The 21035-nt window shown below is 41.1% G+C and carries 22 protein-coding genes; 13 read left to right on the plus strand and 9 right to left on the minus strand.

Going from position 1 to position 21035, the window contains the following annotated elements; translation table 11 throughout:
- The first annotated feature begins 6 nt into the window (after nt 1-6).
- From QZT69_RS00590 to QZT69_RS00620, 7 genes are all read left to right on the plus strand, one after another.
- Nucleotides 7-1008, plus strand: coding sequence for a choice-of-anchor L domain-containing protein (locus tag QZT69_RS00590; protein WP_294669508.1), 1002 nt, complete (start codon nt 7-9; stop codon nt 1006-1008).
- Between the two features lie 27 nt (nt 1009-1035).
- Nucleotides 1036-2061 (plus strand): choice-of-anchor L domain-containing protein, encoded by a 1026-nt coding sequence (locus QZT69_RS00595; RefSeq protein ID WP_294669510.1) that lies wholly within the window; start codon nt 1036-1038, stop codon nt 2059-2061.
- 105 nt (nt 2062-2166) lie between these two features.
- On the plus strand, nt 2167-3060 hold the full coding sequence (locus QZT69_RS00600) for a flavin reductase family protein (RefSeq protein WP_294669514.1): 894 nt from the start codon (nt 2167-2169) through the stop codon (nt 3058-3060).
- Between the two features lie 22 nt (nt 3061-3082).
- Entirely contained in the window at nt 3083-3478 is a 396-nt protein-coding gene (locus tag QZT69_RS00605) for a DUF3127 domain-containing protein (protein ID WP_294669517.1), read from the plus strand.
- Nucleotides 3479-3545: 67 nt separating this feature from the next.
- The gene (locus tag QZT69_RS00610) at nt 3546-4007 is read left to right on the plus strand and encodes a hypothetical protein (protein ID WP_294669519.1); all 462 of its coding nucleotides are present in this window, start codon (nt 3546-3548) and stop codon (nt 4005-4007) included.
- Nucleotides 4008-4227: 220 nt separating this feature from the next.
- Complete coding sequence (locus QZT69_RS00615) at nt 4228-4554, plus strand: hypothetical protein (protein ID WP_294669521.1); 327 nt, start codon at nt 4228-4230, stop codon at nt 4552-4554.
- 82 nt (nt 4555-4636) lie between these two features.
- Entirely contained in the window at nt 4637-5965 is a 1329-nt protein-coding gene (locus QZT69_RS00620; protein WP_294669523.1) for a sigma-54 dependent transcriptional regulator, read from the plus strand.
- Between the two features lie 205 nt (nt 5966-6170).
- On the opposite strand, the gene QZT69_RS00625 is transcribed toward QZT69_RS00620, so the two are convergent.
- From QZT69_RS00625 to QZT69_RS00635, 3 genes are all read right to left on the minus strand, one after another.
- Complete coding sequence (locus QZT69_RS00625; RefSeq protein WP_294669526.1) at nt 6171-8621, minus strand: hybrid sensor histidine kinase/response regulator; 2451 nt, start codon at nt 8619-8621, stop codon at nt 6171-6173.
- 120 nt (nt 8622-8741) lie between these two features.
- Nucleotides 8742-9815: a glycosyltransferase gene (locus QZT69_RS00630; protein WP_294669527.1), complete on the minus strand. Its 1074-nt coding sequence runs from the start codon at nt 9813-9815 to the stop codon at nt 8742-8744.
- A 3-nt stretch (nt 9816-9818) separates the two neighbouring features.
- Nucleotides 9819-10742, minus strand: a complete 924-nt coding sequence (locus QZT69_RS00635) for a hypothetical protein (RefSeq protein WP_294669529.1) — start codon at nt 10740-10742, stop codon at nt 9819-9821.
- Between QZT69_RS00635 and ruvC the strand changes: the two genes are divergently transcribed.
- Nucleotides 10741-11298, plus strand: a complete 558-nt coding sequence (gene ruvC / locus QZT69_RS00640; protein WP_294669532.1) for a crossover junction endodeoxyribonuclease RuvC — start codon at nt 10741-10743, stop codon at nt 11296-11298. The two genes, QZT69_RS00635 and ruvC, sit on opposite strands and share 2 nt — an antisense overlap.
- Nucleotides 11295-12005, plus strand: coding sequence for a hypothetical protein (locus QZT69_RS00645; protein WP_294669535.1), 711 nt, complete (start codon nt 11295-11297; stop codon nt 12003-12005). The genes ruvC and QZT69_RS00645 overlap by 4 nt, the downstream gene beginning before the upstream one ends.
- 3 nt (nt 12006-12008) lie before the next feature.
- Here QZT69_RS00645 and QZT69_RS00650 read toward each other — a convergent pair whose 3' ends face one another.
- The 3 genes from QZT69_RS00650 to QZT69_RS00660 are packed head-to-tail and all read right to left on the minus strand — an operon-like array spanning nt 12009 to nt 14406.
- Nucleotides 12009-12359, minus strand: a complete 351-nt coding sequence (locus QZT69_RS00650; protein ID WP_294669537.1) for a DUF4296 domain-containing protein — start codon at nt 12357-12359, stop codon at nt 12009-12011.
- Complete coding sequence (locus tag QZT69_RS00655; RefSeq protein WP_294669540.1) at nt 12356-13693, minus strand: dihydroorotase; 1338 nt, start codon at nt 13691-13693, stop codon at nt 12356-12358. The genes QZT69_RS00650 and QZT69_RS00655 overlap by 4 nt, the downstream gene beginning before the upstream one ends.
- On the minus strand, nt 13693-14406 hold the full coding sequence (locus QZT69_RS00660; protein WP_294669543.1) for a polyprenol monophosphomannose synthase: 714 nt from the start codon (nt 14404-14406) through the stop codon (nt 13693-13695). The genes QZT69_RS00655 and QZT69_RS00660 overlap by 1 nt, the downstream gene beginning before the upstream one ends.
- A 310-nt stretch (nt 14407-14716) precedes the next feature.
- Between QZT69_RS00660 and QZT69_RS00665 the strand changes: the two genes are divergently transcribed.
- Together QZT69_RS00665 and QZT69_RS00670 are read left to right on the plus strand one after the other, a co-directional pair.
- Entirely contained in the window at nt 14717-16027 is a 1311-nt protein-coding gene (locus QZT69_RS00665; protein ID WP_294669546.1) for a choice-of-anchor B family protein, read from the plus strand.
- Between the two features lie 21 nt (nt 16028-16048).
- Entirely contained in the window at nt 16049-16669 is a 621-nt protein-coding gene (locus tag QZT69_RS00670; protein ID WP_294669548.1) for a hypothetical protein, read from the plus strand.
- Here QZT69_RS00670 and QZT69_RS00675 read toward each other — a convergent pair whose 3' ends face one another.
- The 3 genes from QZT69_RS00675 to QZT69_RS00685 all read right to left on the minus strand — a co-directional run bounded on the left by QZT69_RS00675 (nt 16670) and on the right by QZT69_RS00685 (nt 19373).
- Nucleotides 16670-17233, minus strand: a complete 564-nt coding sequence (locus QZT69_RS00675; RefSeq protein WP_294669549.1) for a regulatory protein RecX — start codon at nt 17231-17233, stop codon at nt 16670-16672.
- Nucleotides 17217-18764 (minus strand): Rne/Rng family ribonuclease, encoded by a 1548-nt coding sequence (locus QZT69_RS00680; RefSeq protein ID WP_294669550.1) that lies wholly within the window; start codon nt 18762-18764, stop codon nt 17217-17219. Before QZT69_RS00680 ends, QZT69_RS00675 begins: the two co-directional genes overlap by 17 nt.
- Before the next feature lie 318 nt (nt 18765-19082).
- Entirely contained in the window at nt 19083-19373 is a 291-nt protein-coding gene (locus tag QZT69_RS00685; protein WP_124745023.1) for an HU family DNA-binding protein, read from the minus strand.
- A 108-nt stretch (nt 19374-19481) separates the two neighbouring features.
- On the opposite strand from QZT69_RS00685, the gene mutY reads away from it, so the two are divergent.
- Nucleotides 19482-20483 carry an A/G-specific adenine glycosylase gene (gene mutY / locus QZT69_RS00690; protein ID WP_294669554.1) on the plus strand — a complete coding sequence of 334 codons (1002 nt, stop codon included), beginning with the start codon at nt 19482-19484 and terminating at the stop codon, nt 20481-20483.
- 99 nt (nt 20484-20582) lie between these two features.
- On the plus strand, nt 20583-21035 hold the full coding sequence (locus QZT69_RS00695; protein WP_294669556.1) for a single-stranded DNA-binding protein: 453 nt from the start codon (nt 20583-20585) through the stop codon (nt 21033-21035).

Here is a 21035-nt window from a genome sequence, read left to right on the forward strand (position 1 = left end):
TACAGCATGAAATACTTTTACCACCTTATCATCTGCCTTTTACCGGTACTTTCCTTCGGTCAATTAACTTTAGGCGGAAGTGATCCTCAGGATATCTCAACTATTTTGAGTGGCTCGGGAGTTACTATTTCCAATGTGCAACACAATGGAACACTGGATGCTATTGCATATTTCTCTGCTAACACCTATAATATGCCGTTCCAGTCGGGGTTTTTAATGACTACTGGATCAAAATTTTGTGCTGTCGGGCCAAATGACACTGCCTTTGCAAGTATAAAGAACAATGCCGCGGGTCTTAATCTTGCAGATAACGCATTAAATATTATTTCTTACGATGCCTCTGTCATTACTTTTGATGCAGTGCCAAGTGGAAGCACTCTGAAAATCAATTACATATTTGGATCAGAAGAATTTGGATATAGCGGTTTAACAATTAACGATGCTTTCGGAATTTTTATTTCCGGACCTGGAATAAGCGGAACACAGAATATAGCCCGTTTACCAAATCAAAATACCATTACTATATCCAATTTAAAAGCAAATAGCCAATACCTTGTAAACAATGGAAATGGAACCCAGGCTCCTTACAACACTTCTGATAACTATCTGCAATACAATCAATTAAGCATTCCGTTAACAGCTTCGATAAATGATCTTTTTCCCGGTTCCCCCTACCACATCATCCTGGTAATTGCTGATGACCGGGATGCAGTTTTTGATTCCGGAGTTTTTATAGAAGAAGGCAGTGTTACTGCCAGTATCGATGAAAATACACTGGATAACTTTGTAAACATCACGTATAATTCCTCCAACCAGCAGGCAACCATCCAGGTTACTGACTATCCCGGAAACTTGACTTACTCGGTTCTGGATTTGTCCGGAAAAACAATGACTCAATCAACCATAGCGGAAAGCACCACTATCGACCTGAGCAATTATGCATCCGGAATGTACCTCATCCATGTAGAAGGAAGCAACGGTCAGGTTACCAGGAAAGTAATTCGCTGAAATTAATTCTTAAAAACAACTATGAAAATGAAACATCTTTACCACCTTCTTCCGGCATTTTTGCCATTCTTTTCATTTGGACAATTAAACCTGGGCGGAAATGATCCACAGGATTTGGTCGCACACGCACTTTCCGGGTCAGGAGTTAGTATTTCCAATGTTCAATACACCGGTACACCGGATGCTATTGCCTATTTTTCATCCAATAATATGATAAATATGCCCTACAATTCCGGTTTTTTAATGACTACCGGATCAAAATATTTTGCTGTGGGGCCAAATGATACGATCAATGCTGGTATTGACAATCAAACTCCGGGACTTGCTCTTTTTAATAACTTCTTTAATGCAACTTCTTACAACGCTTCAGTTATTGAATTTGATCTTGTTCCGAGTGGAAACATTCTGCACATCAATTACACCTTTGCTTCGGAGGAATATACCGGTCCGAATATTACCCCGGCTTATGCCTTTAACGATGCTTTCGGAATCTTCATTTCCGGTCCCGGAATAACTGGCACACAGAATATAGCCCGCTTACCGAATACCAGCCCCGTTTCAACCAGAACAATTAATCCTTCGACAAACAGCCAATACTTTGTTTACAATGGAAATGGTTCTGAAGCACCTTACGACGGTTCTGATCAATACCTGCAATACAACGGTCTAAGCATTCCATTAACAGCTTCCGCACCCAATCTCACACCCGGTTCTTCCTATCACATCATCCTGGTCATTGCAGATGCTGGAAATGCAGTTCGTGATTCGGGAGTATTCCTGGAAGAAGGAAGTATTACAGCAAGTATTGACGAAAATACACTGGACAACTTTGTAAGCATCGTTTACAACTCTTCCAACCAGCAGGCAACTATCGAGGTTACAGAATACCAGGGCAATCTAACTTATTCGGTTGTCGACCTATCCGGAAAAATCATGGTGCAATCCAAAATAACCGAAACAACAGCAGTTGATCTAAGCAATTATACTTCAGGAATGTACCTCATTCGTGTAACCGGAAGCAACGGTCAAATTATTAAAAAAGTAATTCGCTGACCGGTTATTCGTTTTTTCCTTTAAAGAGTCATTTTGTTAATTAATTCTCGCTCCGGGCTTTAAAAGACCGCTTTGATTTTGGTACTTTTGTAGAAATTTACAAGCATGTTAACGCTCGATCCGAAAGAACTTCCCGTACCCAAACTCCATGGATACCTGCTTGGAGCTATTGGCCCTCGTCCCATCGCTTTTGCTTCAACAATCGATGAAAACGGAGTCAATAACTTATCTCCGTTCAGTTTTTTCAATGTCTTTTCGGCGGCACCGCCTATCCTGATCTTTTCTCCGGCAAGGAACGGAAGAACGAATACGACAAAGGACACTTACAACAATGTCAAAAAGATCCCGGAAGTGGTTATTAACATTGTGAATATGGATATCCTGCATCAAATGAGTTTGAGCAGTTCTCCTTACGGACCGGAAGTCGATGAATTCGTAAAATCAGGTCTTACACCTGTAAAATCAGATACTGTTAGACCGATGCGTGTGTTGGAAGCTCCTGTTCAATTTGAATGCAAAGTGCTTGAAGTAAAAGAATTGGGCGATCAGGGCGGAGCAGGAAATCTGGTGATCTGTGAAGTGACCAAAATCCACATCCACGAAGAAATCCTGGCAGAAGACAGCACCATCGATCAGAAAAAGATCAACCTGGTGGCCCGAATGGGTGGAAACTGGTACTGCCACGCCAATGAGGCATCCATGTTTGAGGTAACCAAACCAATTACAACAATCGGCATCGGATTCGACCAGATTCCGGAAGATATCCGGGTGAGCACAGTCTTATCGGGAAATGATCTGGCACAACTGGCAGGTGTTACGGAACTTCCCAATGAAACGGATGTAAACGAATATAAATTATTGGAATTAAGTGATTTATTCCTAACTTTAGAAGACGAGCCGGCAAAATTAGAGCTTGCTTTGCATGAACGTGCAAAAGAATTAATTAACAACAATGATATTGAAGGAGCATGGATGACACTGCTTTCTTTTAACGATTAAAATAGTAAATACCCGTAGAAATATGTTTAAAATATCCGGAATCTTAAAGGTGAAGAATGATACAGTTCAAGTATCAGAGAAGTTCTCAAAGAGAGAATTTGTTTTAACTGATAATGCAAGTATGTATCCTCAGGACATCTTGTTCCAGTTAACTCAGGATAAGTGCAGTTTGATTGATGGATTCAATACTCAGGATCAAATTGAAGTGTCTTTCAACTTAAGAGGACGCGAATGGACTAGCCCTCAGGGAGAAGTGAAATACTTTAATACCCTGGAAGCATGGAGAATTGAAAAAGTGGGAGCTGCTTCCATGGGAGGTGGAATTCCTGCCGGAGGACCAACAGCAATGAACTTAGATCCAATTGCTACTCCGAGTGCTTCTACAGCACCAAGTGATGATGATGATTTACCATTCTAAATAATTAAAAAACAGTAGGGGTGAATCCCGTATGTACGGGACACCCCTACTGTTTTATCTAAAATCTATGAACCCTGAAATTCTGCGCAAATTAAACGGCAACATTACCCTCATCCGAATTATTTTCGGAGCATTCCTGTTCGGCATACTTAGCTTTTTGACGGTTATGAGCCTGATCATTGTTCCCGGAAGCCAGCAAACCGAAACGAATGAGCTGTTCCAACTAATTGCCCCTATTTTCATGGTCACCTCGGTATCAACCAGTATTTTCCTGCGCAAGACAATGCTAGCAAAAGTCCACAATGAAACAAATCCGTTGAAACTTATAAAGTCCTATACAAACACCCGAATCATTCAAATGGGATTGGTCGATGCATCTGTTATTTTTGCTATTGTTTGTTACGTGCTTACCACAAATACATTTTTTCTCCTGCTTGCAGGAATAGGTATTCTCTATTTTACATCTCTTTTTCCGCTTGAAAGTAAAGTTATCCGGCAATTAAAGCTGGACGCTCCTATTGGATTTTAAGCGTCATTATGTAGCAGAACTCCTCGATTTGTAGCTTATTTCCCCACTTTTCAGGTCTTGGCACAATTGCTTTCATTCGATCAAAAGGGAATCACATTTCTTTAATTCCTTTAAAAATAAGGGCTTTCAGCTTTTGAATTTGTCATTTTGAATTCATCATTCAAATTGTGGTATCCTTTTTCTTAGTGTTTCCGCAGAAATCATTTAAAAATTAAATACCATGAAAAAGTTGATCATCGCAGCAATCGCAATTACAACAACAGTATTCGCTAACGCTCAGGCTCCGGCCCAAACAGAAAATAAAACAACTAAAGCAACAGAAGTTGCAGCAGCAGATGCAACCAATCCTGATCGTGTAAAAATCAAATTGGAAGAATTACCGGCAGCGGTCCGAAAAGCATTAACGGAAGATTCATTCCAGGGATGGACTGCTAAACAAGCGTACATCGTAAAAGCAGAAAAACCCTATTACGAAGTAGAATTGTCAAACACGAAAGCAGAAATGAACGTTGTGAAATTCAGAGAAGACGGAACAGTGATCAAATAAGCTTTTCCTTAAATAATCATAAGAAAGGTCTCGCTTCTGCCAGACCTTTCTTATTTTTATTAGGAATCACAAAATTTTAGCTTTGGGTACCAAAATCCTGTTAATTGAAGACGATCCGACTTTTGCAAAAATCGTAACTACCTTTCTGACCAAGAAAGGATACTTGATCAACTCTGCTTCAAACCTGAAAGCCGGAGAGCAGCTGCTGCAGTCGGAAAAGTTTGATTTATTGCTCCTGGATTACCGGTTACCCGACGGAATCGGTTTGGAACTGATCGCTAAAATGGGTACTAAATTCCCGGTATTACCTATTGTGATCATTACCAGTTTTGATGATGTGCGAACAGCCGTAAAATCGATTCAATCAGGTGCCTTTGAATACATCATCAAACCCATCAATCCGGATGAACTCCTTCTGGTGATCGAATCTGCATTGGATAAAAAAGAACCGGATAAAAAACAGGAACAAAAACCAAAAACAGCTCAGCAATTTATCAAAGGTGAAAGCGACGTTGCAAAAAAGCTTTACGAATATGTCGACCTGGTTGCTCCTACTGAGATGTCGGTAATGATTATCGGTGAAAGCGGAACGGGAAAAGAACACATTGCGCGTTCTATCCACAATCAAAGCAGACGTTCCACCGGGCCTTTTATAGCTGTTGATTGCGGGGTTCTTTCGAAAGAACTTGCTGCCAGCGAATTATTCGGTCATGCAAAAGGTGCTTTTACAGGCGCATTGCAGGAGAAAGTCGGAGTGATGGAAAAAGCGAATGGCGGAACATTATTCCTGGATGAAATCGGGAATCTCGGCTACGACGTACAGGTCAAATTACTTCGCACACTTCAGGAACGCACTATTGAGCCGGTTGGAAGCGGTAAAAGCATTCCGATTGATATCCGGCTGATCAGCGCAACAAACGAAAACCTGCTCCAGGAAATCGGATCCGGGAATTTCAGGGAAGATATTTATCACCGGATCAATGAATTCAAGATACAGATGCCGGCATTGCGTGAACGCGGAGTTGACCTGGAACTTTTTATCCGATATTTTGTGGAACAGGCAAATCAGGAATTAGACCGTTCTGTCAAACGGCTTTCTCCGGAAATCATCCAGGTATTCAAAAAATACGATTGGCCCGGAAATCTGCGTGAGCTTCGAAATGTGATCAAACGATCCGTTTTGTTGAGCAAAAACGATGAAATCGGGATCGAACTCCTTCCGGAAGAAATGATCTCACGTGCTCGGACAAGCAATCCGAATGATCTGAAATTGGTCCAGGAAACAAACGAACGTGAACTCATCCTGAATGCATTGGTTCAAACGCGCTATAACAAAACGAAAGCAGCACAATTACTAAATATCGACCGGAAAACGCTCTATAGCAAGATGGAGAAATATCAGTTGGAATGACTCTTACTTCAACCGCGATTAAAATGACAAAGAATATTTACCGCAAAGAATGAACGCTTGCGCTGTAGCTTCAGCGAAGGAGCAAAGAGCGCAAAGCAGACATCTGATAACCACAGATATTCTAATAATATCACGATTATAACATGCTACTTTTCTATTGACATTTCTTCCTCCTTCATTTTGAGCTGGTTGAATCCTTCAAAAACTAAAGACTATTCACTGCTTTTTCCAACTCAGGAATAATCTCTTTTGCCTCGTAAAGCGCAATTCCTTTCGCGGTATTCTTCAATTGAACCTCCAGTTCTCTCAATTTTGGAGCTAACGTTTTAGAACCCATTTGCCCGAACCTTCCGGCCAAACGGTGCACAAGCAGCAATAACTTTTGCGGATTCTCTTCTTCCAAAGCTTTTCTCATCGCAGCAAGATCAGCCCTTGAATCAGACACAAATTGAAGTTTGATTTCCCGGAAATCCGTTTCATCTGAAATCATCTCTCTCAAGGCAGAAAAATCAAATTCCGTTTCTTTTTTAGCGATCTCCCGAATAGGTGCGTAAAACTCCTGGCTTTTGAACGGTTTTAAAACAATTCCGTCAAATCCGCTCTGAAGAAACAGTTCTTTCTCTTCCGGCAGCACCTGGGCTGTTAATGCGATAATCTTTACAGCAGTATGTCCGCGTTTTCTCAACTGCGAGCAGAGTTCAATACCGCTGATCCCGTGCATACGTACATCCGCGTAAACCAACCGGATACCTTCATCCCAATCGGCTTCAAGCAGTTCTTGGGGGCTGCTGAATAACCTGAATTCCAGGTCTTTTTGTTTCAACAATTGTCCGCATAATTTCAAAATGGCAGGATCGTCATCAACCACCCACACTACTCCATCCAATTCGATGGATTTCTGCTCCTGTGGAACCTGTTTTATATCGTTCATTGCTGCCTTTTCAAAGGAAAAGCGCAGTTCGAATGTTGTTCCTTTTCCCAATGAACTCCAAACACTCATTTCACCATTCAGCGCTTCCACCAGTTCTTTGACAATGCTCAGCCCCAACCCTGTTCCCGATTGAATCGGTGCATTTCTTGCCTGTTCAAACTGTTGAAAAACTACTTTCAGGTCTTTTGCACTCATCCCGATACCGGTATCCAGGATTTTAAATAACACTCCAAGCTTCTGATCCTGGTCTTCCAGCTGAACTTCCAGCGAAACCGATCCTTTTTCAGTGAATTTCACCGCATTGCTCAAAATATTGATCAGGATCTGCTTCAAACGGAAAGCATCCGAAACCACGAGTGATCTTTCCGGTTCAAATTCATTGATATCAAAATTCCAGCGTATTCCTTTCTGTTCGCACTGAAAAGACGCCAGATCCGCAACCTCACCAATCATTTCTTTCAAAACGAAAGGCTTTTCGTCGATCTTAAAATTCGAAGAAATAATGCGTGAATAATCCAGGATCTCATTTACAACCTGTAACAAATGCTCCGAAGCTTTTGAAACCACTTCTACTTTGGATTTATCTGTTTGCGGCTCTTTCATCATCAATTCCGAGTACCCCACAATTGTTTGGAGCGGAGAACGGATCTCGTGACTCATATTGGACAGGAAACGCTGCTTTGCCTGACTGTGAAATTCTGCTTCTTCCCTGGATGCTTCAAGTTGTTTGCGGTATTTATTGAACTTGGAAATATCCCCGATAATAAAACCGATCAATGCAAAAGCTGCTAACACAAAAATCACTGTCAATATCTTGGTAAAAGCAACCGTTTCACGCGCTATTTGTATCGAAGCGGATGAATTCACCTGTGTATCCAGGTTTTCCTCCTTTTTCACTTCTCCGATGATTTCCAGCAGGCGGTTGAATAATATATCGTTGCTTTTAATCAGTCTCAACTCCTGTTTCTGAAGGAATCTCCTTCCCGAATTCCGCTCTGACTCAACCTGGTCTAAAGAAATCCGGATATTTTCAAGTATACTGTCCTTTTTCCGGGAAACAGCCAGTGTATCAATGTGAATTTTTGTGTTTTCTTCAACAACTACATACGGTTTCGCTTCAACAACCGGCTGCTTTTTCCTGCGGAACCTTCTTTTCTTTGCCGAAACATCTTCTTTGACTACCTGGTCGAAATAGGTGTAGGTCTTGGTCTGTTTCTCAGTAGTTATCACATTCGTGTCTATCTTCAGATTATCCTTATCAACCTGGTCTGCCAATTCTTCAAACTGCCTGTCTACCAAACCGCTATAGATATAATTGTAACGGGTTTTCAAATATTTTTCAAAGAGCTTGTTCCGCTTAATAAAAATAGAGTCAATCTCATTTAATCGCTGTACCTGGATCGGGTTTTCGGCAAAAGAATCCTTTAATTGTGTCAGTTTTTCAGAGATTTGGGCAACACGGTTGTCATATTCCGATGAAGGGTTGTATTTATTCTGTAAAGCTTCTGCCCGGTAAAAGTCATTCAGGCGGCTCAATTCTATTTGCAGGTCGTTCAGGGCTTCAAGCCGGTTATTCGGTTTGGCCAGGTTTTCCACAACGGTATTGATGCGGTCAAACGCGCTGCGGTTAACGATCCATGTAAACAATGAAACACACAGCACCAAACCGAAAGCCAGGATCAGTTTTCCACGGGTCGTCTGCGTAAATCTTTTAGATTGCTCCAAGCTTATACAAGTTAAAATGGTTCAAAACGTTCAAGTGTTTAAACAACTTTGAACATTTAAACTTTTGAACATGTCTAAAATAGCCAGAAATAAACCGGGTAAATATTAAAAAGACCTAAATTATCTCCCTTTCCATTCGGGTTGGGAAACCATCAGGTAAGCCAATAGCGCAAACAGGTAAACCGGGTAAAACAGTTCAAACAAACCCAATCCCATCAAATCAAAGGAAGAAGGTTTCTTTTTATCCATTTTCACCAGCATGAAATCCATTCCGAACTTAAAAGCAATGATCAAAAAAGTGAGCCAGTAAACCCCGGCAAAAAAGGTGATGATCAGCAATAAGAAATAGTATAGATGTAATCCTACAGCCCAGATTCCTAAAAAATTGTTCAATGAATCGGCAACATGGTTTGTTTTTCCCACCCATCTAACGCGCTGTTCCATCACTTCGGAAATCGTTTCCGGTGTTTCCGTTTCGACCTTCAAAGCTTCGTTTTCTACGATTTCAATTCGTTTACCGGATCCTCGGAAAGCTCTCAGGGTATAAATATCATCACCGCTTAAAATATGGTCGTGATCATCGATATCGTCTACCTGGTCGAAACTCGATACATGAATCAGCAAATTAGCCCCGCTGCAGTTAACCGGTCTTGCCCAACCTGCAATTCCTTTATTCAAAAGTGTTGTGAAGAGGTATTCCAACGTAAAAAATGACTGCCACCAATGCTTACCGGTCATTTCTACCGGAAGAATGATCAACTCAGCTTCCGGAAGCATCAGCATCGATTTCATATATTCCTTACCGAAAGAAACATCAGCATCCATCGTTAAGCAGTATTCTGTTCGAACATGGTCCATCCCAAAACGGATTGCACGCTTCTTCCCCCTTTGTTCTTCCGGCAAATGCAGTAAGCGGATCGGGAAAGCATCCATTTCCTTAAACAAGTCAATATACGAATCCGAAGAATGGTCGTTCACAAAGATCCATTGAGCCGGCTGGTAGCGCTGTGCATAAATGCATTCCAAAAACTGTTCGAGGTTATGTGCCTCATTCCGAAAAGGAATTACAACCGAAATTTCATCGATTGCCATCATTTTTTTAGTGTTACGGCTTACCCGAAGGCGATTCACTCCAAACAAAAGTGTCAATATCGAAAGGATGTAAAGAAGTACCCATGAACCAATCAACCACATAACTTATTTTTTTCTTTTCGGAAGCCAGATAAAACTACTCATAAATGCCGGCAGAGCGATATTTATGAGATAAATAATAATACTTGAAACAATCACATCAGGAACGGAAACAGCTGTTCCTGCAAAAACAAATAAAGCCGCTGTTTCGCGGATCAGCACTTTCCCGGACCACAAGGAAGGAATAAAGGACGTGAAGAGATAAATCAACCAGATCTGTGTTACCAAAAACCAAAAGTCTTCATAACCGAAAGTCACAAATAGCAAAACATATTGCAAACTAAAGACCAAAAATCGAATCGTTGAAAAGAGGAGAAAAGGCCATTTCAGGTTTTGGTAGCGCCCCCGGATACTTTGCAGCCTTCTGACAAATGGAATCCGGCTTCTCCTTTGAGGCAGTAAATAATCCCCGAAGAAGTATAAAAGCAGAATTACCGCAGCTCCCAAACTGGTTGTAATCCACAAGGAATTAGAATGACCATACTTCAGCACCACTGCAAACAATCCGAAAAGCAAAGTTGGTATCAGCTGGCTCAGGTTAGCCAGTGCGGTTGAGAAGATGATGTAAATTGTTTGTCTTTTTTGGAAATAAATCAATCTTCCCAGGAAATTTCCCCAACCGTTGGGTGACATAAAACCGGAAGCTACTCCTGCCCAAAAAGCATTGGTTACGAGCTTGGGTTCTACGTGTAAAGGGTCAGTGATTTTCTTCCACTTCAGGAATTCCATCCATAAATTGGGAACGAGCAATAAGAAAGACAATGCCAATGCCCACCAGTGTTTTATATCGAGTCCTTTGGCACGCTCCCAATCCACATTCCTCAACTGGAAATACAGTGTCCAGATTACGGCAGCAAATACCAATAATTTGAATAATGTAATTAAACCAGCTCGTTTTTTAGTAGCTTTAGCCTCCTCTTTCATTTGCATGGCCGAAGATAAAATAATTTTAGGGATTGACCCCGGAACAACTGTATTAGGATATGGATTAATTCATATTAAAGGCACGAAAATTGAAATGCTCAACTTCGGAATTATCCAGTTGAACAAACTCGGCAATCAACCGGATAAGCTGAAACGCATTTTTGATCGCATTGACGGGCTTATGGAAGAATACAAACCGGACGAAATGGCCATTGAAGCACCTTTCTTCGGAAAGAATGTCCAATCCATGTTAAAATTAGGAAGAGCACAAGGTGTTGCCATTGCAGCCTCACTGAGAAGAAATATTCCTTACGAGGAATATACCCCGAAACGCATCAAACAGGCCATCACCGGAAACGGAAATGCGTCCAAAGAACAAGTTGCTGCAATGCTCCAAACCCTGCTCCGCTTTGAAGAGCTTCCCAAATATTTGGATGCCACAGACGGACTTGCAGCAGCTGTATGTCATCATTTCTCCAAGGGAATCGGTGAGAACAATAAAAGCAAAGGCGGCGGGTGGAGCAGTTTTTTGAGTAAAAACCCCGAACGAAAAGTCAGATGAAAAACGTCCTGTTAACTACCATTTTTCTGCTTTCATTGGCGTCTTCCATTCATGCACAGGAGGTTTTTGAATGGTATGAAGGTTATTGCCTTTCAAGAGCACAGATAAATCCTGAGAAAGCCACTTACATGCAGGTTCAAAATGTGCATTACACCTTGGCTCAGGCTTCCGAATTAAGCCAGCCGTTCCTGGCTTATCAGCCAAAAGACACCGCTTATTTAAGTGCAAAAAACATCCGGTTTGAGTGTTCTAATTTCCTGTCTGAATTGGAAGGAATGGAATACCCGAAAGGTGAATATTGGACTACTATCAAAAAATTGAGGTTGGAAAACCTGAGAGAGCAGTGTCTGCTTCGCGAAAAAGCGGTCATCGCTTTAAATGAACCTAAAGCTTTGAAGGGAACTCCCTATTGCAAAGAATGTTCCCGGTATGTCACTGCATTGGAAAAAGGAGGAAAAACCCTGCTCAGTTTGTGGAAAGAAATTCACGAAAAAGAAGTCGCCGGTGCACTGGATCCCGATCCGATAAACAAAGCATTCGAACAACATTGGAATGCCCCTAACCAGGAATTATGGGCAAGAATTGAAGTTCTGCGTTATGGCTGGTGGAATTGCATACTGGAAAACCAAAAAGTATGGTTCGACGAAGATCAATATCGTATTGAATTCAAAAAACTAATGACTTCCGTTCAACTGGAATGCCATTAAGAATTATTTCTTTTGCAGCTCAATGGATTCCTTTTGCAGGTTTTCCATCACTTTATCCAGCATCTGCTTATAGTCTTCGTGTGTGCTGGTATAGTAAACAAACGATTCTTCGTATTGCTTTTCGGTAACATGTTTGCTTTTCAGGTAATAACGCCCTGATGCAGTCATTACTTTGTAGTAGCGGTTTACCGTGGAATAGGTCGTCTGGATATGACCTTCCAGTATCAGCATATCCGTCATCAAATCGATCATCTGGTCTTTGGGGATCAGATTATTCGGTTTTTTGAGGCCATGCAGTTCACTGTTGCAGGATTGCAGAACTACTAAAAGCGCTATGACAGCCCATTTTATCATCTGTCGAACAACATGCGTTCTCCCGGCTTACTTCCGGTCAATTGACCGTTTTCATAAACCACTTCTCCATTTACAAAAGTCTTCTCAATACTCGAAGAGAAAGAAGTTCCTTCAAACGGAGACCATCCGCATTGGTAAAGGAGAGATTCTTTGGTAACAGTGGATTTTTTGTTCAGGTCAACCAATACCAAATCTGCAAAATAACCTTCTCTCAGGAATCCGCGTTCCTTGATATTGAAACAAACAGCAACCGCATGTGCCATTTTTTCAACCACACGTACCAAAGGAATTTTTCCATTTGCGGAAGCATCCAGCATAGCTAGCAATGCATGTTGTACTAATGGGCCTCCCGAAGGTGCCTGCAAATATTTCTGCTGTTTTTCTTCAATCGTATGCGGAGCATGGTCTGTAGCTATCACATCGATCCGGTTGTCCAGCAATGCTTGCCAGATCTGATCTCTGTCAGCAGCTGTTTTCACAGCAGGATTCCATTTGATCCAGGCGCCTTTCTTTTCGTAATCTGCATCTGAGAACCACAAATGGTGGATACAAGCCTCAGCTGTAATGCGTTTTTGTTCCAAAGGAATATCATTCCGGAATAACTCCGTTTCAATTCCGGTAGAAATATGTAAGATATGAAGTCTTGTATTGTTCTTTTTAGCCAGTTCAACCGCTTTGGAAGATGACAAATAACATGCTTCCGCACTTCTAATCAAAGGGTGAGCAGTCATGGGGATATCTTCTCCGTATCTTTCCTTGTATTCTTCCAGGTTCTTTCTGATAGTTGATTCATCCTCGCAATGAGTCGCAATCAACATTGGTACGTTTGCGAACAAATGCTCCAAAGTACTTGTATTATCTACCAGCATATTTCCGGTAGATGACCCCATGAATATTTTGACTCCGCAAACATCCTTGACGTTTGTTTTCATCACTTCATCATAGTTATCATTCGAAGCTCCCATGAAAAACGAGTAGTTCGCCGGAGAAACTTCAGATGCACGCTGGTATTTTGCTTCGAGGAGTTCTTGATTAAGTGTATTCGGAACCGTATTCGGCATTTCCATGAAAGAAGTAATCCCACCGGCAACAGCAGCTCTTGATTCCGATTGGATATTGGCTTTATGCGTCAATCCAGGCTCTCTGAAATGGACCTGGTCATCAATGCAACCGGGAAGTAAATGCAATCCTTCACAATTGATTTCCTGCACTGATCCATCAACAGAAATCGAAGCCGCAATTTTTGAAATTCGTTTCCCATCGATCAACACATCTGCAACAAATTCCTTTCCTTCGTTTACAAGCGTTGCGCCTTTCAGTAAAATCTTTGCCATTACACCTTTAAATTTCTCATTTTCCACACCCCAAAGAAGGCTTCCTTAAATATACTTGAAGACATTTTGGATTCTCCGAACTGACGATCTATAAATGTGATCGGAACTTCAATAATTTTAAATCCCTTTCTTTTTGCGGCGTACTTCATTTCAATCTGGAAAGCATATCCTTTGAAATGGATGTTATCCAGATCAATCGCTCTGAGCACCTTGCTTGAATAACACATAAATCCGGCTGTGGTATCGGAAATTCCGATAAAGAGGATCATCCGAACATACACCGATGCAAAATAGGACATCAGGATACGTCCCATCGGCCAGTTTTGTACCTTTCCCCCTTTTGTGTAGCGCGAACCGATACTTACATCAGCTCCTTTTTGAGTGCATGCTTCCAATAATCTCGGCAAATCCAGCGGATTGTGTGAAAAGTCGCAGTCCATCTCAAAAATGTAGTCGTAATTTTGGTTGAGGGACCATTTGAACCCATGAATGTAAGCCGTTCCCAAACCTAACTTACCTGCTCTTTCTTCCAGGAATATCCGATTGGGAAATTGCTCCATCAACCCTCGAATAAGAGCAGCCGTTCCGTCGGGAGAATTATCGTCTACAAAAAGAATATCAATCTGAACGGGTAAGCCCATTACTGCCTGAGCCATACGCTCAACATTCTCTTTTTCGTTATATGTTGGGATAATTACAACTGCTCGCGTCACGTGAGTTCAATTTCAGGTGATAAAAATAGTCAAATTCCGCTTTCTTCAATGCATTTAAGTAGTTTCTGACATATTTTTGATGAATTCCGAATGAACAGAACTTATTTACGGATCAAAAATCTTTACTCGCAGAAAAATACACTAAATACCTGTTACATTTCACATCATATTCGGTACATTTAAAGGAAAGTAAGGTTCAGACTTTCAATAATAACTATCTTTGGAATAGATGAAATGGACTTCTCAAATAGCATTTTTCGTATTTTCTTTTTGCCTGAATAACGCATTATTTGCTCAAACATTTCACAACATGACACTTTTGGATCAATGGCACCAGGACAGCCTGATCGCAAACTCCTCGAAAGTACGTTATTCGGATTGTTTCGGCTTCACTCAAAACGGAAACGAATATGCGGTAATCGGTTCAACCGAAGGAACACATGTTTTTTTGATCAACGACCAGGACAAACTCATTCCGAAAGGATTTATAAAAGGCCGTTATTCCACCACTTTCGTCCAGCACCGGGAATATGCTGTATTCAAACATTACCTCTATGCCGTTTGTGATGAAGGTGTAAGCAGTCTGCAAATTATCGACCTTCAGTACCTGCCGGATTCTCTTCACCTGGCAAAAGAAGATACCGTGCAATTTGGCCGCGTACACAACATTTTTATAGATACGGTCCAGGAAAAATTCTATTCCTGCACTCACAGAAGTACGGTCAATACACAAGCAATTGACGAACCCATGAAAATCTTTTCACTGGCTGATCCGTTGAATTTACTGGAACTTTGGAGCGGACCAGGAGATGTCAATGAAGTACACGACATTTATGTACGAAACGGAACAGCCATTCTGAATTGCGGCTATGATGGTTTGAAAGTTTACGACTTCACCAATACAAATACCCCGCTTTACTTAGACTCCAAAAACATTTACACCGACCAGGGTTACAATCACCAGGGCTGGCTCACTCCTGACGGGACAAGGTATATATTCGCCGATGAAACAAATGGAAAACGTGTCAAAACCTGCAGTTTTAACGGTTCGGTGGTTACGATCAACGGTTATTTCGGTACGAATTATGAAAACGGATCCGTACCTCACAATATCAAGGCCACGAATGAATTTGCTTTTGTTGCTTATTACAATGAGGGAATCCGGGTATTTGACCTGCGTTATCCGGCTCCATTGGAAGTGGCACATTATGACACCTATCCGGATGAACATCCTTACAAAATGAATGGCAACTGGGGTGTTTTTGCAGACCTTCCATCCGAAAGACTGATCGTTTCAGACAGACAATACGGTTTGTTTTTACTGAACTTTGACCGAAAGAAAATGCTTGAGTCCTTTCCTTTGACTGATGAAATGGAACTCTTCCCCAACCCTGTTTCCAGTTCCGAAACCATTTTCATGACTATTCCCATTAAAACCGAAAAAACCGAATGGAATATTTATGATTTGAGCGGTAAACTGGTGTCAAGTGGTGTTAGCGAGCATTTCAACTACACAGAAATCCCGGTAGATTTTTCTGCAGGAACATACCAAATCAGAATCCGGCTGCACCAGGACGCCTACAGGTCAAAAGAGATTATTCGAAAAATAGTAGTTATTTAGTGTTAACCAAAATCCAATAAAATGAATCTAAGACACGCAATTATCCCCGTTTTATCCATCGCACTTTTTGTAATCGGTGCGTGTGGAAGCCCTGCTAAAAAAGATTACTCGAAAGAAGTGGACGAAGGTACTTTCAACGGGAACAAATACACCAGCCAGGCATTGGGCTGGACCATGGAATTTCCGGATAACTGGATTATCACATCCAAATCAAGCCTGGAGTCATTGGATGAACGCAGCAAAGCTTCCGTAAATGATACAAGCTCAAACATGTCGGGGATCAAACGAACACTGGCTTTCCAGAAGAATTTTGACAACAATTTCCAGTCGAGCTGGGAGGATTTCTCCGGTGATGAAGCCGCATACAAGCGTGTTATTGCCAATAATCACGTAATGATCTATACCAATTACCTGGAGCGCAACATGTATACCGATACTGTTCCCGGAAAACTGACTGTCAGCGGAGTAACATTCGACACCTTTGAGGTTTCATTAAACGACAAAGAAGCAAAAGTTTTCACCACACAATTACTGATGAACGCTCTGGTAAAAGGGAAATTCATGACAGTTACGATTTCCTATAACAACGATGCCGACAAAAAGAAAATGCTCGACTTGTTTAAGAAATCGACTTTTAACTAATTATTCTCCATCCATTTCAGAGAGCGCTTCATAGATCAAATCGTTTTCAAAACCTTTTGACTGCACATAGCGAAGCAGTTTCGCTTTCTTTTTCCAGGGATCTTTTTCATTCGAAAGGTCCCTTTGTTTTTTGGTGATCTCGTGCTTCAGGATCTTGAAATATTCATCGGGGTCGATGGTCTTAAAAGCAAGCTGAATGATCTTTTCGGGAATTTGCTTTAGTTTCAGCCCTTGCTTGATCTTGATCCTGCCCCAGTGCTTGATACGCAGTTTACCGGAGACATAAGATTCTGCAAAACGTCCTTCATCGAGGAACTTATTTTCGATCAGGTATGCAGTTAACTGATCCACCTGTTCGGCACTCTGTCCCCAGGAAAAGAGTTTATTCTTAACCTCAAAATGGCTTCTGTCCTGGTAGGCACAGTAAGATTCTATCTTTGATTTTGCCTCTAAAAAAGAAATTTTCTTTGACGTTTTCTGATCCATCTTTCCTCCCCCTTCATCCCCCTCAAAAGGGGGAGACTTTAACGAAAAATTGCTCCCCATATCAGAGAGCAATTTCATTATTATCTTTATCCTGGAAATTGTATTCCAATAAGTGATATGCTGTAATACCACGTACATCGACCCACTTTTTATACTTAAAGAACCATTTCCACTGCTTGGAAATAAATCCTTTTTTGAAGTAAGCTTCCAGGTACGGGTGAACCAGCAAAGTCACCTTTTTTTCTTTTTTATCGGCTAATAAGAAATTCAGGTTCATTTCAATTTCCTCGGCAAAAAGGATGGATGCCTGTACTTCACCTGTTCCGTTACAAGTAGGACAAGTTTCAGAAGTATTAATATCCGTTTCAGGTCTTACTCTTTGGCGGGTAATCTCAACAACACCAAACTTGGACGGAGGAAGAATATTATGTTTCGCTCTGTCGGAACGCATAAACTCTTTCAACTTCTCAAACAGGTCCTTGTTGTTTTCCTTATCATGCATATCAATAAAATCGATACAAACGATTCCACCCATATCACGCAATTGAAGCAGGCGTGCAATTTCTTCAGCAGCTTCCACATTGGTTGCCAATGCATTGGATTCCTGTCCGTCGGCACCCTTGCGGTTTCCGCTGTTTACATCAATCACGTGCATGGCTTCAGTGTGCTCGATAATCAGGTACCCTCCGGAAGGCAGGGGAACTTTTTTACCGAACATCGTTTTGATCTGTTTATTGATCCCGAATCGCTCAAAAATATTGAGTTTTCCGTCGTACAATTTCAGGATTTTCTCACGGCCGGGGGCAATTCCGCTGATATATTCTTTCAATTCGGACATCAGCTTTTCATCGCTGACATGAATATTTGAGAAATCAGCATTCAGTAAATCCCGGAGGATCGATGAAGTTTTGTCAATTTCACCCAGAACACGACGAGGCGGAGTTGCCTGCTTTAAGTTTGCATGCATATTCTTCCACTTCTCCATCAGGTTTCTAAGGTCCTGGTCAATTGCTTCCACTTTTTTGTTTTCAGCAACAGTACGAATAATGACACCAAAATTCTTAGGCTTGATATCATCCATCAGATTGCGTAAACGATCACGCTCTTCCTGACTCTTAATTTTTTGGGATATCGAAACTTTTTCCGAAAATGGCACCAACACCAAATAGCGTCCTGCAAGTGTCAATTCTGCACTTAAGCGAGGTCCTTTGCTTGATATAGGCTCTTTGGCAACCTGAACCAATATGGGTGATGAAGTGGATACAATTTCGGTAATTTTCCCGTCTTTTGGAATGTCCTTTTCCGGCTTAAAATAAAGCAAATCAGCAACATTCTGCTTCCCTTGCAGGGTATCTTTGGTAAACTTATTCAAAGATTGGAATTGCGGGCCCAGATCGAGGTAATGCAAGAATGCATCTTTCTCATATCCAACATCCACAAAAGCCGCATTCAAGCTTGGAACTACCTTTCTGACTTTACCGAGGTATATATCACCAACAGCAAAATCGGTACTTCCTTGTTCCTGATGCAGTTCAATCAATTTCCCATCGCGCAAGAGAGCAAGCCAAACACCACCTTCACGGGTGTCTACAACTAGTTCTAAACTCACGAACGTATAATTAGAAAGTAACTAAAACAGAAAAACTTAGTAAGCAAATTCACTTACTAAGCTCTTCCAACTATCTTAAGAAGATTCTTATTTCTTCTTTTTATGACGATTTTTTCTTAGTCTTTTCTTACGCTTGTGCGTCGCCATTTTATGTCTTTTTCTTTTCTTACCGCTTGGCATAGCAATATTATTTTATGGTTATTAATTCAATTATTTCAATTTCAACAGCTTTTAAAAAAAGCACTCCTGCGTCAAACAGGAGTGCAAAGATATTAAAATAAGTTTTCCCACAAACTAGTTGTAGTAAAAAAGATGGAATTATTTCACAATCACCTTATTCTTCACCTCTTCAACGAATGTTTTAGCAGGTTTGAATGAAGGAATATTATGAGCCGGGATAATAATCGTTGTGTTTTTTGAAATATTGCGCCCTGTCTTCTCTGCTCTCTCTTTCACAATGAAGCTACCAAAACCTCTTAAATAAACGTTCTGACCTTTAGTCAAAGAAGTTTTAATAGAAGTCATAAAAGCTTCAACAGCTTTCTGTGCTTCATTTCTTTCCAATCCTGTTTCCTCTGCAATCTCAGCAACGATATCTGCCTTTGTCATCTTATTATAAATTAAAGTTTTTCAACAATGTGATTTTCAGGTGCAAAAGTAGTCAGCTTAAACGTTTATTTTTGCTTTATTTTTAAAAAACTTCAATTTTTTCCCTAAATGGCTGATTTTGTTCTACTAATAAGCGATTGGTACAGACTAAATGCGCGTGAGCTCCCCTGGAGGAACACAAAAAACCCGTATTTCATCTGGTTATCGGAGGTCATTTTGCAGCAAACAAGAGTCGACCAGGGCATGAATTATTACCTGAAATTTATCGAAAATTATCCTGTTTTGAATCAACTTGCAGACGCCGATGAAGCATCCGTTTTAAAACTTTGGCAGGGATTGGGGTATTATTCCAGGGCACGGAATTTACATAAAACAGCACAACAGGTCAGGGACGAATATGGCGGAGAATTCCCGAAAACCTACGCTGAGATCATCCAATTGAAAGGAATCGGCCCATACACAGCTGCTGCCATTTCATCTTTTGCATTTGATCTTCCTCATGCTGTTGTAGACGGAAATGTTTACCGGGTGCTTAGTCGTTATTTCGGGATTGACGAACCGATAGACTCCACACAAGGAAAGAAAACCTTCCAAAACCTGGCTGATTCGTTGATTCCGGAATCAGATCCGGCTCTTTTCAACCAGGCAATCATGGAATTCGGAGCCATTCAGTGCACTCCCAACAACCCGGACTGCAATTCCTGCGTTCTAAATCAAAGCTGTGCAAGTGCATTTAATGCTGATCTTATAAAAAAGCTTCCTGTCAAAAAAGGAAAAACCAAAGTTCGCAAACGCTATTTTCACTACCTGCACATAGAGAAAGAAGGCGAAATTGCATTGGATCAGCGCACAAATAAAGATGTTTGGGAGAAATTATACGAATTTCCGATGATAGAAAGCGAAAGCGCGGATATCCCTTTCGAATTCAAAGACTCCGCCGATCTATGCTATCAAACCAAACATATACTGAGCCATCAGCACATTTACGCCTATTTCTACAAAACCGACCGGCCTGAAATAGAAGGATTGGAATTTCGTTTCGTGGAGAAAAGCCAGCTGGAGGATTATCCGATTCACCGGTTGATGGAAAAATACCTGGAGTCAAGATAATTACCAATTCCAAATGCCTAATTACGAATTTTGATGATTTCATTCGTAATTCGTAATTCGAAATTCGTAATTTTATGTTTGTATAAACAAGCACAAATTATGTCAGGTAGTGTAAACAAGGTGATTTTGATTGGAAACCTGGGGAAAGACCCGGAAGTAAGACGTTTGGAAAACGGAGCCGTAGTGGCAAGCTTCCCTATAGCAACCTCTGAAACTTACGTCGACAGAACAACCGGAGAACGCAAAGACAATACCGACTGGCATAATATTGTGGTTTGGAGAGGTTTGGCAGAAGTGGTTGAAAAATACGTCCGAAAAGGAATCAAAGTATATATTGAAGGAAAATTAAAAACACGCTCCTGGACAGATCAATCTGGTGCAACACGTTATACTACGGAAGTTGTCGCAGACGAGCTGACAATCCTTACTCCAAGAAGCGAGCAGGACAACAGATCAATGGGATCAAACACTCCTCCATACCCGACTGAAGAGCCGCAAAATCCAAGCCCGATGAACCTGGACATTAGTCCTAATGATGATTTACCATTTTAA

It is taken from the genome of uncultured Fluviicola sp., assembly GCF_902168135.1.
In the GTDB taxonomy this organism is placed as follows: Bacteria; Bacteroidota; Bacteroidia; order Flavobacteriales_D; family Crocinitomicaceae; genus Fluviicola.

Excerpts from the sequence above, each read along its gene's own strand:
- ruvC (WP_294669532.1), top strand. The coding sequence starts at position 10,741 with ATGGCCGAAGATAAAATAATTTTAGGGATTGACCCCGGAACAACTGTA.
- mutY (WP_294669554.1), top strand. The coding sequence starts at position 19,482 with ATGGCTGATTTTGTTCTACTAATAAGCGATTGGTACAGACTAAATGCG.
- QZT69_RS00665 (WP_294669546.1), top strand. The coding sequence starts at position 14,717 with ATGACACTTTTGGATCAATGGCACCAGGACAGCCTGATCGCAAACTCC.
- QZT69_RS00615 (WP_294669521.1), top strand. The coding sequence starts at position 4,228 with ATGAAAAAGTTGATCATCGCAGCAATCGCAATTACAACAACAGTATTC.
- QZT69_RS00630 (WP_294669527.1), bottom strand. The coding sequence starts at position 9,815 with ATGTGGTTGATTGGTTCATGGGTACTTCTTTACATCCTTTCGATATTG.
- QZT69_RS00590 (WP_294669508.1), top strand. The coding sequence starts at position 7 with ATGAAATACTTTTACCACCTTATCATCTGCCTTTTACCGGTACTTTCC.
- QZT69_RS00655 (WP_294669540.1), bottom strand. The coding sequence starts at position 13,693 with ATGGCAAAGATTTTACTGAAAGGCGCAACGCTTGTAAACGAAGGAAAG.
- QZT69_RS00685 (WP_124745023.1), bottom strand. The coding sequence starts at position 19,373 with ATGACAAAGGCAGATATCGTTGCTGAGATTGCAGAGGAAACAGGATTG.
- QZT69_RS00695 (WP_294669556.1), top strand. The coding sequence starts at position 20,583 with ATGTCAGGTAGTGTAAACAAGGTGATTTTGATTGGAAACCTGGGGAAA.
- QZT69_RS00610 (WP_294669519.1), top strand. The coding sequence starts at position 3,546 with ATGAACCCTGAAATTCTGCGCAAATTAAACGGCAACATTACCCTCATC.
- QZT69_RS00605 (WP_294669517.1), top strand. The coding sequence starts at position 3,083 with ATGTTTAAAATATCCGGAATCTTAAAGGTGAAGAATGATACAGTTCAA.
- QZT69_RS00595 (WP_294669510.1), top strand. The coding sequence starts at position 1,036 with ATGAAACATCTTTACCACCTTCTTCCGGCATTTTTGCCATTCTTTTCA.
- QZT69_RS00635 (WP_294669529.1), bottom strand. The coding sequence starts at position 10,742 with ATGCAAATGAAAGAGGAGGCTAAAGCTACTAAAAAACGAGCTGGTTTA.
- QZT69_RS00650 (WP_294669537.1), bottom strand. The coding sequence starts at position 12,359 with ATGATAAAATGGGCTGTCATAGCGCTTTTAGTAGTTCTGCAATCCTGC.
- QZT69_RS00600 (WP_294669514.1), top strand. The coding sequence starts at position 2,167 with ATGTTAACGCTCGATCCGAAAGAACTTCCCGTACCCAAACTCCATGGA.
- QZT69_RS00675 (WP_294669549.1), bottom strand. The coding sequence starts at position 17,233 with ATGAAATTGCTCTCTGATATGGGGAGCAATTTTTCGTTAAAGTCTCCC.
- QZT69_RS00645 (WP_294669535.1), top strand. The coding sequence starts at position 11,295 with ATGAAAAACGTCCTGTTAACTACCATTTTTCTGCTTTCATTGGCGTCT.
- QZT69_RS00670 (WP_294669548.1), top strand. The coding sequence starts at position 16,049 with ATGAATCTAAGACACGCAATTATCCCCGTTTTATCCATCGCACTTTTT.